General features: G+C 48.1%; 9 protein-coding genes. 3 read left to right on the top strand and 6 right to left on the bottom strand.

Features of this window, described 5'->3' with window-relative positions; genetic code table 11:
* Positions 1-20 precede the first annotated feature (20 nt).
* Entirely contained in the window at positions 21-1,142 is a 1,122-nt protein-coding gene (locus ACIDEJ_RS06830) for a bifunctional tRNA (adenosine(37)-C2)-methyltransferase TrmG/ribosomal RNA large subunit methyltransferase RlmN (RefSeq protein ID WP_411987339.1), read from the bottom strand.
* 214 nt (positions 1,143-1,356) lie between these two features.
* Between ACIDEJ_RS06830 and ACIDEJ_RS06825 the strand changes: the two genes are divergently transcribed.
* Positions 1,357-2,424 carry a CNNM domain-containing protein gene (locus ACIDEJ_RS06825; protein ID WP_411987338.1) on the top strand — a complete coding sequence of 356 codons (1,068 nt, stop codon included), beginning with the start codon at positions 1,357-1,359 and terminating at the stop codon, positions 2,422-2,424.
* Between the two features lie 111 nt (positions 2,425-2,535).
* Positions 2,536-4,281 (top strand): bifunctional metallophosphatase/5'-nucleotidase, encoded by a 1,746-nt coding sequence (locus ACIDEJ_RS06820; protein WP_411987337.1) that lies wholly within the window; start codon positions 2,536-2,538, stop codon positions 4,279-4,281.
* Between the two features lie 65 nt (positions 4,282-4,346).
* On the opposite strand, the gene ACIDEJ_RS06815 is transcribed toward ACIDEJ_RS06820, so the two are convergent.
* The 5 genes from ACIDEJ_RS06815 to ACIDEJ_RS06795 form a co-directional block, all read right to left on the bottom strand.
* Positions 4,347-4,871: a GNAT family N-acetyltransferase gene (locus tag ACIDEJ_RS06815; protein ID WP_411987336.1), complete on the bottom strand. Its 525-nt coding sequence runs from the start codon at positions 4,869-4,871 to the stop codon at positions 4,347-4,349.
* A 180-nt stretch (positions 4,872-5,051) separates the two neighbouring features.
* The gene (locus ACIDEJ_RS06810; RefSeq protein WP_411987335.1) at positions 5,052-6,341 is read right to left on the bottom strand and encodes a c-type cytochrome; all 1,290 of its coding nucleotides are present in this window, start codon (positions 6,339-6,341) and stop codon (positions 5,052-5,054) included.
* Between the two features lie 10 nt (positions 6,342-6,351).
* Positions 6,352-8,124, bottom strand: coding sequence for a GMC family oxidoreductase (locus tag ACIDEJ_RS06805; RefSeq protein ID WP_411987334.1), 1,773 nt, complete (start codon positions 8,122-8,124; stop codon positions 6,352-6,354).
* A 4-nt stretch (positions 8,125-8,128) separates the two neighbouring features.
* Positions 8,129-8,836: a gluconate 2-dehydrogenase subunit 3 family protein gene (locus ACIDEJ_RS06800; protein WP_411987333.1), complete on the bottom strand. Its 708-nt coding sequence runs from the start codon at positions 8,834-8,836 to the stop codon at positions 8,129-8,131.
* An 808-nt stretch (positions 8,837-9,644) separates the two neighbouring features.
* Positions 9,645-10,595 (bottom strand): IS30 family transposase, encoded by a 951-nt coding sequence (locus ACIDEJ_RS06795; protein WP_411987332.1) that lies wholly within the window; start codon positions 10,593-10,595, stop codon positions 9,645-9,647.
* 131 nt (positions 10,596-10,726) lie between these two features.
* Between ACIDEJ_RS06795 and ACIDEJ_RS06790 the strand changes: the two genes are divergently transcribed.
* Complete coding sequence (locus ACIDEJ_RS06790) at positions 10,727-14,641, top strand: hypothetical protein (protein ID WP_411987331.1); 3,915 nt, start codon at positions 10,727-10,729, stop codon at positions 14,639-14,641.
* Positions 14,642-15,026 lie beyond the last annotated feature (385 nt).

The raw sequence follows: 15,026 nt of genomic DNA, 5'->3' as shown, positions 1-15,026 counted from the left end.
TAATGTTAACAAACAAGGTGTTAACTCATTGTGACTGATATTTGATTCTGTTGCATGCGTTTTTTTGCCAAACGCTTAGTACGATCACGGATATCACCGGCCAGCTGGCCACAGGCTGCATCAATGTCATCGCCGCGAGTCTTGCGCACAATCACGGTTAACCCGTAATCCATCAGTACCTTGGCAAAGCGATCGATTCTGGAATTGGAAGCCCGGCCATAAGGCGACCCCGGATAGGGGTTAAAGGGGATCAGGTTGACCTTGCAGGGAGTGTCCTTCATCACCTGTGCCAGCTCATGGGCCTGTTCCGTGCTGTCATTGACATGATCCAGCATGACATATTCCACGGTCACGCGACCGCGGTTGGCATTGGATTTGGCCAAATAGCGGCGAATGCCCGCCAGGAATTCCTGCAGCGGATACTTTTTGTTGATGGGGACCAGTTCGTTGCGCAATTCATCATTGGCCGCATGAATGCTCACCGCCAACGCCACATCCAGCACATCGCCCAGTTTGTCCAGCGCCGGCACCACGCCGGAGGTGGATACGGTCACCCGGCGTTTTGACAGGCCAAACCCAAAGTCGTCCAGCATGATGTCAATGGCTGGCACCAGATTGGCCATGTTCAGTAGCGGCTCGCCCATACCCATCATCACTACATTGGAGATGGGACGATCGCCGGTTTGGTTTTTCAGCCCCAGAAAGCGGGAAACCCGCCAGATTTGGCCGACGATTTCAGACACGGTCAAATTGCGGTTGAAGCCCTGCTGCGCAGTGGAGCAAAAAGTACAGGCCAGCGCACATCCCACCTGGGATGACACGCATAGCGTGGCGCGGTCATCTTCCGGGATGTACACGGTTTCCACTTCCTGCCCCTCGCCCACATTAATGGCAAACTTGATGGTGCCATCGGAGGATTTCTGGTAGCCGGAGATTTGCGGCGCCGTGATTTCAGCCTTGGCGGCCAATTTTTCCTGCAGCTTTTTGTTGATGTTGGTCATCTGTGCAAAATCATCAATACCGAAATGGTATATCCACTGCATTACCTGATCGGCACGAAACGGTTTTTCACCCCATTCGGCAAACAACGCCCGCATACTTTTACGATCAAGATCCAGTAGATTGATCTTTTTCTCGTCCATCTGACTCACCTCACTGCAAACCCCACAACAGGGCGGCGAATTATACCGATCATGACCCGTTTTAGCCAGTGCCGCCCCCAAATAACACCTGCGCTTGCCCTGGCATTCGGCGACCTGTTGCACATGAAGATCATCATGACAGATTCTGTTAATATCCACTATAGGTTAGCTTATCGCTATCATGTGTTATTTCAGGGAGCCACGGTATCCATCCATGTTCGCCTTATTTATCACCATTGTGCTGGCCATTAGCATCTCTTTTTTATGCAGCGTGTTTGAAGCCGTGCTGCTCTCGGTCACCCCCAGCTATATCGTCAACCTTAAAAAAGCCGCCCCCCAAGCAGCCCGGCGCCTCAAACAACAAAAAGAGCAGGTGGAATCCCCCCTGATAGCCATTTTGACCCTCAATACCATTGCCCATACTGTGGGTGCGGCAGTGGCCGGTGCCCAGGCAGCCAAGGTGTTCGGCAACGATTTGGTGGGGGTATTTTCCGCGGTACTCACCTTTTTGATCCTGTTTTTTTCCGAAATCATCCCGAAAACCATTGGCGCCAATTATTGGCGGGCCCTGGCTCCCGGAGTGTCTTTGGTGCTGCTATGGCTTGAACGCTTGTGTTATCCGCTGATTTGGGCCTCAAAGAACGTGACCAGGCTAATAGGAAAAGGGGATGCCAGCCCCTATATCCGCCAGGAAATCAGCGCCATGGCCAAAGCGGGGGTGGAGTCCGGCGAGCTGGACAGCCAGGAAAGCCACATTCTGACCCAAATGATGAAAGCCCGGGACATGTCGGCCAATGACATCATGACCCCGCGTATCGTGATGTTTACCCTGCCAGCGGAAATGAGCCAGCACACCTTTGTGCAAAAGCATCGCCATGAGCCGTTTACCCGCATACCGGTCTATCAGGGCGAACATGACAATATCATCGGTTATATTAACCGTACCGATGTGCTGCTGGCAGAGCGTTACACACCGGATGCCGCCATTGGCAATGTCATCCGCCAGTTGTTGGTGGTACCGGATTCCGCCAGAATCCTGCCTTTGTTCGAATTGATGACCCGCCGCAAAACCCAAATCGCCATGGTGGTGGATGAATACGGCAGCATCCGCGGACTTATTTCACTGGAAGATATTATTGAATCGCTGCTGGGGCATGAAATTGTGGACATTAATGATCCGGCCATTGACATGCAGCAACTGGCACGACAATTATGGGCCAAGCGCATGCAGGACAAAGGGATCCGTCAATCTGACGATGACGCCCAACCGCCTTCTCCGTAAGCCTTTTCCCATCAATACGCCCGGCACCAGGCATTTCTCGGCATCCGTTAAAACTCGTTTTGTGGCCTCGCCACTCAGGTGTACAATCCCGAGTCAGCCGCAGAGGATGCCATGAATTACCATTTAACACTCGCCCATATCAACGATACCCACTCCCATTTTGATCCCAGCTTGGTGCAGTTCAAGGTGCAACTGCCGGGAGGCATGTTTACCCTGGCCAGCCACAGTGGCGGCTACAGCCGCATTGCGGCTCAAGTGAACCGCTTGCGGGAACAAGCCCGGCAGCAACAGCGGGAGATGTTGTTTTTGCATGCCGGCGACAGCTTTCACGGCACATTGTATTACAGCGAGTTCAAAGGACGGGCAAACGCCAGACTGCTGCAGTTGTTGCAACCTGACGCCATGACCATTGGCAATCATGACATTGATGATGGTAACAAGGTACTGGCAGATTTCATTCAACAAGTATCCTTCCCGGTAATGGCCATCAACATGGATATCAGCCAGGAACTGCCCGGCAAATCCGGCAGTTTTCAGGGACTGGACAATCTTTATTGCTGGCAGCCGCAAACCGCTATCGGCCGTTACTATCTGCGACCGTTTTATGACCGGAAAATGGCGATTATCGGCGTGACTCTGGATCAGATGAAAAAGGTGGCAAGGCCCGATGCTGACACCCATTTTCTAGATGCCATTGCCAGCACAAGAGCCACCGTCAACCATCTGCGCCAGCAAGGCATTCGCCATATTCTGGTACTCAGCCATCTGGGGCTGGATCAAGACCGGCAACTGGCCATGGAAATTCCGGAAATCAGCCTGATCATTGGCGGTCACACCCATACCCTGATGGGCGATTTTGCCGATTTGGGCCTGCCCTGCCGCCCCTATGGCGAAATCGTGAATACCGTGCCCATTGTACATGCGGGCAAACATGCCGAAACCTTGGGCATTGCTGACGTGACATTTAATGAACACGGCCAGGTGACCCAATTGCAAGGCACCAGCCACTTCATGCTGGACCGCCATTTCATGCTCAGTGGCGAAACCACCGCCCAGGCCAGCGATTACCAGCAAGCCCAGACCTTGCTGGCACAACACAGCGGCATTTTATGGGATGAGCAGGATGAACCGACCCGCCACCTCATTGATACCGCATTCCGGCCGGCCATCAGCAACATGGAAAAACAGGTACTGGCATTTGTGCCCAAAACATTGCTGCATACCCGGCTGCCCAGCCACAACCTGCCCCATGGCAGCGAAATTGCCCCTTGGGTCAGTCAAAGCATGTTTCTGGCCGCCAAGGCCCAGGACCCGCGGGTGAACTTTGCCCTGCACAATGCCGGTGGCGTACGTCAGTCACTGGTGCAGGGACAAGTGACCCTCGCGGATGTCATGGGGCGGTTATTACCCTTCGAGCTGCCTTTGGTGAAATATGAAATCGCCGGTGATGCGCTGTTTCGGGCATTGGAGTCTGCCATTAATGCGGCCACCAACAACAGCGTAGTGGGCACCGGGGCGGGCAGCTTCCCCTATACATACGGGTTACGCTATTACTACGATGGCAGGCTGACACTGGGCCGGCGCCTGTTCCGAATGGAGCTGCAAAATGCCTTTGGGCAGTGGCAAACCCTAGAGCGGGATGATTTGTATGTAGGGGTATCCACCAGCTATACCGCCAGCGGCAAAGAGGGTTACGATGCCCTGCTGGAAGCCCGCTGGCAGCAACCGTTGCCGGAAGTCACCCTGCCCAGCGCCTTTATCCGACTGCTGCAACAGGCCCAAGCTTTTGAAGCCCAATTGCAGCCCATGGTGTACTACACCAGTCATCTGGCCGGGCTGGCCGATAACAAGCGCTAACGGCCCATCAGTAAGCTGTTGTCCAAGAGGCCACAGCCACTTGTTAGGCTAACCTGCCGCGTCATTCACGGGTTTTCTGGCAACGGCGGCAGTGGCGTTAACGGGCGATGCATTAAAAAACTGATGAGCTGCTGACCGGATTTTTCCTGATAACAGCGATGGTGGCGGCGAAAGCCCAAACGCTCAAACAGCGCTTTTGATTGCATGGACGCATGAGTGGTAAGCCGGGGCAACTCCCGCTGCTGCGCCCACTGCAAAACCTCACGGACAAGTGCACTGGCAATGCCCTGGCGCTGCCAAGCCGGTAATACGTACAAACAGCTGATATACCCGGCTTCGCCATATTGCCGCTCAACCTGCACAAACCCCACGCACTGCTGATTAGCATCCATCGCCAGCCAGGTGGTGCTGTGACGCAAACGCAATTGCCAGTATTTGCTGGAGCGCGGTGCCCGGGACCAGGCTTGGCACTGGGCAGGTGAATAATGCCCCCCGGCCATTGCCGTTACCGCCAGATGATAGATTTGGGCAATCGAACCTGCCAGATGCCGATGTTGCCCATGAGAATAAAGCACAAGCACCGCTGCCATACAGCGAAACCTTCCGCCCTGTGAATGATGAACCCGCAAAATCTTGCCACTTGTGGGTAATAAAGCAAGCGCTTTTAGCCAAAGCCCCCATGCTGTCCCATAAAAATGCCGGGCAGCAAAGCTGTCCGGCATTCTGTTCAGAGAGCCTCTGTAAGGCGTTAACCCATTAACGCTGCCCGGTTAGGGGCGCGTGGCGTTAAGCACCTCTTCCGGTATGGTCTGGCGCACCTTGGCTACATCCTGCGCACTGACGGCAGCGGCACGGTTATTCCATGCCTGACGCAGGAAAGTGGTTAAGGTGGCCACTTCCTCATCACTGAGCCGCCAGCCAAATGCGGGCATAGCCAAATCTTCTGGCGCCCCTTTGGTGGAAGGCATTCTGGCTCCGGCCAAAATCACATGAATAAGGCCGCTGGGGTCTTGTGCATTAATCAGGGCATTGCCGTCCAGTTTCGGGAACACCCGCGCCGCGCCTTGTCCGGCAGTAAAGTGACAAGCCCCACAGTTATCCAGGTAAATCCTGGCACCGGAATCCTTGTCCATTTTGGCACTGTCCAGCAGCGCGGTGGTTTTCTGGGTGGCCGCCGCACTCATGGGTAATGCCGCGCCCTGTCCTGGCAGGGATTTCAGGTAATGGGCGATGGCAGCCAAATCATCCCGGGTCAGGTGACTCAAGCTGTGCTGGATAACCGCCGTCATCTCACCGGCCACCGCGGTTTTGTCATTACGGCCATTGGCCAGATAGTCAATCAGCTCTTCCTGGCTCCAGTCTGCCAATGCGCCCTGGGCGCCCCCCCGAATGCCGGGGACTTCCCACATGCCCACTTTACCGCCACTCAAAAAGTTATCGGCAGAATCCTCATAACTTTTTTCCTGGAAGGCCACACCCCTTGGGGTATGGCAACTGCCACAGTGACCGGGGCCCAGCACCAGATAGGCACCGCGGTTAAACAGTGCGGACTGCTGCGTATCTGGCTGAAAACGGTCATCATTGGCAAACATCCAGTTCCAGAAGCTAATGCCCCAACGCTGATTAAAGGGAAACCCCAAGTCCGTTTCCGGGCCGGATTTGTCGACAGCCGGCACGCCTTCCATGAAGTACGCATATAACGCTTTTACGTCTTCATCGGTCAACATGGCGTAATCAGGATACGGCATGGCCGGATACAGATTGCCGCCATCGGCGCGCACGCCGTGGCGCAGGGCATCGTCAAACTGCTGTAAGGTATAATTGCCAATCCCCGCGGTTTTGCTGGGGGTGATATTGGTGGAGTAAATTTTGCCAAACGGGCTGTCAATGGCCAAACCGCCGGCATAGGGTTCGCCACCGGCAACGGAGTGGCACGCCACACAGTCCCCCGCTCTTGATAGATATTCCCCTTTGGCAATGGTTGCCTTGTCAAACGCCTGTACTTCAGTTGCTGCCAACATGGCGAGCGGCAACAGCATCATGCTCAGATTCGGTTTCATCTGCTGCTCCTTATGCCTGTACCAATGGACCTGGATGTTTAAGATATTGCTCGCGAATGGCCTTGGCAGACCAGTAGGCCAACGCCCCAACCAGCATGGTGGGGTTATACTGGATGTTTTGCGGGAAGGAGCTGGCACCCAGCACGAATACATTGTGTACGTCCCAGCTCTGCTGATAGCGGTTCACCGCACTGGTATTGGGATTGGTGCCCATGATGGCGCCACCCACATTATGGGTCGACTGATAAGGCCGCACATCATAATGACTGCCAAGCTCCCTGAACGCCACCTTCAGCGCATCCGGTGAGAGTCCTTGTGCCAGCGAGGTCACTTTCCGCTTCATGAACTGGGTCATGCGCAAGTCATTGTCTTTCCAGTCAAAGGTCAGGCGCAATAACGGCAGGCCGTAATCATCGGTGTAATTGGGGTCAAGGCTCAGATAACAATCACGGTATGACATGTTGGAGCCGTGAGAGCTGATGCTCATGGAATGGCCGTAATAATCCTTGGCCGCTTTTTTCCAACCGGCGCCCCAGCTTGGCGTGCCGGGAGGCAACGGCAGATTGCGGATGGGCTGGCCATTGGTTTGTGCCGCCAGCAGATAAGAACCGCCAATAAACCCTTCTTTGGCAAAATCAATCTGGTTAATGGCAAAATCGTCCACTGTGGTGGCATTACTGCCGGCACCAATAAACGGATTAAAGATTTTGTCTTTGAAAAACAGGGTGGCGCCGCCCATCATCTGGTAGGCATAGTTACGCCCCACCGTGCCGGTATTGGTGACGGGATCGTAAGGTTTGCCAATGCCGGACAGCAGCATCAGCCGCGCATTGTTATAGGCAAAGGTGCCCAAAACCACCAATTTGGCGGGCTGAAAGACCTCTTCGCCCTTAGCGTCAATGTAAGTCACGCCAATGGCGGTTTTCTTGTCATCGGCCAGTTCCACCTTCAGCACATCGCAACCTGTGCGGTAGGCAAAGTTTTTATGCTGTTTCAGCGCCCCCAGAATACAGGTTTGAGGGGAGGCCTTGGAGTAGTTCAAACACCCGTAGCGCTCACAAAAACCGCAGAAATTACAAGGGCCAAGCTGCATGCCATATGGATTGGTATAAGCCTCGGAAGCATTGGATGATGGCAGCGGGAACGGATGCAATCCCTGGGCTTTGGCCGCCTGGGTAAACAGATCGTCGTTCAAGGTGCGTTTCAATGGGGGCAGCGGATATTCGTTACTGCGCGGGCCTTCAAACGGGTTACCGCCCTCCTGGATTTTGCCGTTCAGGTTGCCGGCCTTACCGGACACGCCCATCACTTTATCAAAGAAATCAAAGTGGGGTTCCAGCTCTTCATAGGTCACCCCATAGTCCTGAATAGTCATGTCTTCAGGGATGATGTGCTTGCCGAACGTTTCTTCCACGTAACTGCGCAGCCGCAGCTCTTCCGGCATGGGACGCCAGGTGTGACCATTCCAGTGGGTACCGGCCCCGCCAACGCCTTCACCGGGTAAAAACGAGCCAAGATGCCGATAGGGCACGGCGGTTTCTGTCAGGCTGTGACGCACGGTCATGGTGCTTTTGGCCGGTTTGGCCATCAGTTTGTAGCGCACCCCGTATGACAGTTCATCCGCCATTTTGGGGTAGGCAAAATCCGGTACGGTATCCCGATCCGGTCCGCGCTCCAGCGCCAGCACATCCAATCCTTCCTGCGCCAGCTCCATGCCCATGATGGAGTTGGTCCAGCCCAGCCCCACCAATACCACATCTACAGGTTTTTCTTGCCGAGCCATATCCTTACCCCCTATCTCCATTAATGCTTACAGGCCCCATCGGATAGGGAACATTGTGTAAATCCACCCACTCAAGATAAGAAGCGCGGGCACCGGGGAAACCAATCATCTTCCAGGCCGCCATGTCCTTGTTGCCGCCATGAATGGGATCGGCAAAGTAGCCTTCCTTGGTGTTTTGCAGCAGGAAATCGAAAAACTGTTTGCCACTCACGCCGCTCAAGGGCAATTTATCCTCTTGCAGCTGGGTCAGTACCTGCTCTTGCTGCTGGTGGGTCAAATCCGCAAACTGCTGGCCCAAGTGTTGCTGGCAATAAGCATTGGTAGCCCCAATCCCTTTTTGGTAGGTTTGCGCCGGGGTAAGAGGTGACTGATAACCGTACTCCGCAGGCAGGTTTTCAAAAAACGGCCCTTTCATGTACCAATCTTTGGCCTGGCCAAAATCGCCCTGCATCTGCAAATCGATGAAGACAGGCACATTGGTTTGCAATGCGCCTGGGCCGTTATCATCCGCCGGGATCAGCCGGTCGCAGGCCGCCAAGATAAAGCGCCATTCATCCTGGGTGAAAAACACGGGCTGGTATTGTGATAGTTCGGGGGCATTGCTGGCGCTGGCCGACAGCATGACGCCAGTCCCCAGTGTTGAGGCGGAGATCATCCACATCGCCCCTTTGACAAAGCGGCGACGGGAATCATCGGTTAAATTGGGATCCATAGGAACTCCTGCATATCCTGAAACGACCTCGTATTTGCCTATACACATCAGGCAAACGCTCTTAAAACAGTCACGCAGGGCAGAAAACCCGTAGGCTCCCGTCATGAAAAATGGCTGAAACTCTGCTCGGAACAGCAGGCAAACGTTTGTCTGACCAAGCGAGGCCAATACAACTGTTACGCACTATGCGGACGTGATAAAGGATGTCGTTTCTTTTTAACGAACGGCGAAGGGAAACGCGTACTGCCGTGCGTTGCCCCAAAAAGATGACATGCTTCAAGAAAATGAACACCACATCCTTTCACATCTTGATGTTATTGAGTGCGCATGTATTATCTGATGCAGCATGACCCCAGCACAACCTGCGGCAGCATGAAAAAATGTTATTACATGATTTCCTAAAACGAATAACTGGTGTTTTACGGGGGTTGTAGTCAATCGATGGCTAAAAAATGTTATTTCCAACAGATTAAAAAGTCGGCATAACGGCTTGCCTCAGCGTTTTTTCTCCTCCCCATCACGCATCCTGAATGGCGTTTTTGTGGGAGAGTAATAAAGTCTCATATTAAGTAATAAAGAATCATACTCATACTGAAAGGCAGCGATCACATCGGTGTACTGCCTTTTCTAAATCGTTTATGCCCCTAAGCTAGTTACAATCAAACTTGCCCAAGCGATCTAGTTAGATCAAGTTGACCAAATTTAAGTTATGCTACAGAGTGTCGAAAGATATCAGGCCGTACCAGTATGTTGTCACTCAAACATATCTTAGGCGCGAATTCAACTCCGAAGTGCACCACTCAACAAATTAAGCAGTCCTGCGTAATTCTTCAAACACGACTGCGGGTTGCTTAAATCCCAAACACTTTCTTGGCCTTGCATTTAGTGCTCGCTCAACATCAGCAATCTGCTTATCTGTTACTGTGCGTAAATCAGTGCCTTTGCGGATGTACTGACGCAACAGACCATTGAAATTCTCATTTAATCCCCGCTCCCATGATGAGTACGGGTTAGCAAAATAGATATCTGTTTTCAGCTTCTCGGCAACCCATTCATGCTCACAGAACTCACTGCCGTTGTCTGCTGTTATGGTCCGGACGTGACGGCGATAGCGCCACAGCATACCCACCATTGCCTGGCTAACCTCAGCAGCGCTTTTTGCTGGCACTTTACGTATCAGATACAACTTACTTTTGCGCTCAACTAGGCTGACTATGGCGCCGGTTCCCTGTTGACCTAGCACTGTATCGACTTCCCAGTCGCCAAACCGCTTTTTCTCATCAACGATGCTGGGGCGGTGCTCAATGCCCACTCTGTTAGGGATTATCATGCGCTTTACTCGATTGCCTTTGCGGTACTTTCGGCGACTCTGACGTAACTGCTTATGCAGCTTGCCACCGCGTAATTTATCGCGTTGTACATAGCGATAAATCCACTCATGACTCACTGGATAACCGATGATTTTGCCCACGCCAGCAATTTGTTCTGGGCTCCATTTCTGGTTCAATCCAAACTCAACAAATATCATCGTCATTTCAGGGATACCATATTTTGCAGCCTGACATTGTCTTTTAACCGCCTTAGCCTGCGCCACTTCTGGCAAGTAATGGCAATCGCGAAGGCGATTACGGCGAATTTCCCGACTGATGGTGCTATGGCTCACATTCAGGCGTTTGCCTATTTCCCGGTAACTGAAACCCTCGCGTAAGTAGGCTTCGATCTGGTATCTTTGTCCTGCGATCAACTGCTTGTAACTCATGGTATCTACTTCTGTTTTTTGGCGATTACAGAATACCACCTACAGGCAGTTGATCTCTTCTCACCGTTTAACCATGAGTGGTGCACTTATTATCTGAATTCGGGGGGAGCATTTAATTAAAGGAGTAACTGATGAGTAAGTTTATAATTTTTGTCCATGGCTTAGGTGGACAGGTAGACAGAACATGGGGGAATTTTCCAAAGTATATAATTGATGACCCAGATATAGAGCATAAAGTCATTGAGTATGGATACACATCACCCCATTTCATAAAACAATTCTATAAGCCAGCCCCTACAATTTTAAACATTGCAAACGGCCTGCTGAGCGATTTAAAAGCTCGATGTGACCTTACGAATGATGAAATCATTTTAGTTGGCCATAGTATGGGGGGATTGGTTATTAAGCGTCTTCTCATCAGACTCAGTAAACTAGGAACTATACATAACATCAAAAAGGTATGTTTCTTCGATGTCCCTCACGGCGGATCAAGCTTAGCAAATATAGGTAAATTCATTGCTTTTAATAACAGACATTTGAAGTCGCTTGTTAATAACTCTAGTGATTTAGACGCCTTAGATGAAGATTGGGTAGATCAGAAATTAAGTGACAAACTGAACATACTTAGCATTATCGATGCAAATGAAACAGTTGTATCTTCCGTTAGTTCAAAAAGCCTATTTAGATATCACCCTATCGAAACAATAAATGGAGTAAATCATAGCTCCATTGTGAAGCCTAACTCAGAAAGTGACACACAGGTTTTATTGCTAAAGTCATTTATTAAAAATTCACCTTCCATCGGCAAGCTCAATTTAGACGCAGCTAAGCCCATTAAAGAGTGGCTTAAATATGATGAACGTAAGCATGAGCTTGCATATGAAGAAGATGAACCAAGAAAAGTAGCATTTTCGGCGTTATCAGAAGCAATAAACTCTAATAGCTGTTTTGTCAGACTTACTGGTTTATCTGGTTTAGGAAAATCTCGACTATTGATTGAATATAAAAATAGAAATAATTTGAAAGATAGTGATTTTATTATTTTTAGCGGTGCTGAAAATGTACACACTGTTAAAAATTCAGTAAAAACAGCAGCCGAAAATGGAGCTGAAGGGTTTATTATAATAGACAACTGTTCAGTCGAATTACACAACTTCGCGACGAATGCTATTGAGGTTAACAACTCACCGCTAAAACTAATTACTACTTACTTCTATCACGAAGAAGGGAAGAAGTTAACAAATAGTATTCGTATTAAATTAGAAAAATTAGAATCTGAGCAAATTTCAAATATTATCGACGCTCGACTTCCAGATCTTGAGCCTTCATCAAAAAAACAGTTAGAAAAGTTTATTGAGGGGTTTCCTCTGCTGGCACAATTGACCACCAAGGAATTACAGCAAGATGGGCGTGTTACTACTAAATTTGATGAATCCAACCTTGTAGAAAAGTTAATAAATGGTGACGGTACTCTGAGTGACCAAGCTAGAGAGTTACTAAAAGTCTTTTCTCTTTTCGATTATTTTAGATTTCAGAAAGGGGTTAGAGATGAAGTTAATGAAGATGCTGAATTTTTAAAGCATATCGCAGGAACAGACCAGATTACCTTCGAAAATACAATTATGACCTTCAACGAGAAAGAGTTGATTAATTGTACTGGAAGCTTAGCTCGTGTTGTCCCTAAACCATTAGCTTTAAACTTGGCTATGGAGTGGTGGAATACAAGTGCATTTGATAGACAAAATGAGATTGTCTCCAATCTGCCTACTATGCTGCACGATAGTTTTTGCGATCAAATAAGATACTTAGACTCTTCGATAAATGTGCAATCGTTTGTTGAAACTTTTTGTGCTGCCAATAACCCTTTCGGCCAAGCGGAATTGTTGCTGTCTAAGCAGGGTTCAAGACTTTTCCGCGCATTAGTTGAAGTGAACCCTGCCGTTACAAATAATCAGTTACACAGAGTTATTTCGCAATTAACTGATAGAGAAATACTCGATATAAATGGCGATGTAAGACGAAACTTAGTATGGGCGTTGGAGATGCTTGTTTTTCATAAATCCTGCTTTGATAAAAGTGCATGGACTTTATTTAAATTTGCGCAGTTTGAAAACGAAAATTATAGCAATAATGCATTGGGGCAATTCTCGCAATTATTTCGCTTGCAATTATCTGGTACTGAGGCTGATTTTGACGAAAGACTGGCAGTTTTGAATAAAGCTATTGCCCTGGAATTAGAAAGTGCAGATATTGTAATAATTGACGCAATTAAAACAGCAATGGACACTCATGGCGGCACCAGAACAATAGGGGCAGAGTTTCAAGGCACTAAGCCAGAATTAAAAGAATGGCATCCAAAAACATATCAAGAAATTTACAATTATTGGCAGTATTTATTAGATATACTACTTGTGATTATTAAACGTGGACACTTGGTTGAACAGGTTAAAGATGCATTAGGTCATGAAATTAGAGGGTTAATCCGATACAAAATACTGGAGAAACTGGACATTTTTGTTAAAGAAGTAATCAAGCTTACAGGTAAATACTGGCCTGCCGCAGCCCAATCGATAACTCATGCTTTACTTTATGATGCTAAAGGAATGAATGAAGAACAAATCGATCTTTTGAAGTCATGGGAAAAGTTATTGTCCCCCGATGAAGATAGCATTGAAGAACAGTTGAAATTAGTCGTACTTAATCCATCAAGAGAACATGTAAAAGACGACAATGGTCACTATATTGATATGGCAGCAGAAGATGCCAAGAAACTAGCAATAGCTCTTAAAAATAGGCTTGCTGATTTGTATCAACATTTTGAACTCTTGATGAACTTTCCTGAGCAGAAACAAAGTTTGGTTTTTGCAAAACATTTAATTCTAGAAACAGATAATACAGTGGAACTAGTCAATGCAACCCTCGACTATTTGCGTAAGCATAACATTATTAATACTCAGTTCCTTTCTGGTTTATTGTACGGACTTAATATAAAGGAACCTGCTGAATGGAAAGAAATAATCGAGTTAATAGGTTCAGATAAAATGCTTATTGAATATTATCCAGAAGCGATACGTACTGGTCGCTTTGAGATTTCTCATTTAGATGTTTTTATTAGATTGATAGCTGAAGAAAAACTCCCTAGTTATTCAGCCTCCACACTTGCTTATGGATGTGCAACTGAGCATTTAACTGAAAAGGAAATATCTCGATTTTGCATGTCACTGAGCAAAATTGATGCAACAGCAAATTGGGTAGCACTGGATAATATGAACATGTACACACATGGTCGTAATGATTTGGATTTTACTCAGTTAAAAGAGACTTTAGCCCATTTAGTCCTTAATGTTTCTTTCAAAAAAGAAGATAAGACTCGCCATTCGGATAGTTACCATTGGTTAAATTCCGTTGAACGATTATTAAAGTCGGAAGACGCTGAATTCGCATTGCAACTATGTTTGCATATTATTGAACAAGTTGGCGGAAATAAGATCCATTATTCTGATTTATGGGATTACTTAAGTAATGCTTTCTATAGAGCTTTCGAAGTGCACGGTGATTATATCTGGCCTGAGATTTCTAATAAGTTTACTGATGGAAATGCAATTAATCCGTATCATTTAATTGACTTACTTGGTAGTGGTAAATCTTATAAAAAAAGAGATCGCAGTATTTTTGATATAATAGATCCAGAGGTTGTTGTTGCTTGGTGTAAAGATGATGTTGCTCTTCTTATAGTTGGCCGAGCAATTTCGATGTTTATCTCGCATGGTGAAGAACGCGTAGTAAACCCGTTAATGATTGAATTATTGAATGAGTATTCTGATAGCAAGCCATTTCTAAGTGAAATATCTGCCAATTTTTCAAGTAGATCATGGTCTGGTTCTTTAATCCCATATTTAGAAGCTGATAAAAAAATACTTCAAACTTTGACCGAACATACGAATATCAAAGTGAGAAATTGGGCAATAGGTTTCATAGAGAATATTGACCATCAAATTGAATATGAAGAAAAGCGAGACGCTGAAGAGCATATGTTAAGAAGCTAATGATGAACTATTCGAAGTACACTTTATGTTTTAGTAAAGTGTTGTGGCCAAAAGTTCGCAACAGGATTATTGCTTCGATACTTTTGATAATCCGAAATCACTAAATTAGAGTAAAGGGTCTATCACGTTTATGTCCCGAAGTAAGCCACAAGGAGTATGATACTTTAATACTCGGTTGTGGCACGGTTCGGACTAAGTTGTGGCAATTAGTATGAATCTTTATTTTTGGTCATATTTAATCTAGAACGGTACGAGCTGGAGTTCTTGGTTGTTCAGTATGTAACTTTATTCCTCTCCAACAGTTTTTTCTACCGTTTTCCTTAAAAATGCCCAGTAACGACGCTGAGATCATTACCGGGCATTTGGGATATTTTCGTACTAAAAC

It is taken from the genome of Shewanella mytili (assembly GCF_046765975.1).
Classification (GTDB): domain Bacteria; phylum Pseudomonadota; class Gammaproteobacteria; order Enterobacterales; family Shewanellaceae; genus Shewanella; species Shewanella mytili.
This window is presented reverse-complemented; position numbering and strand designations above follow the sequence as displayed.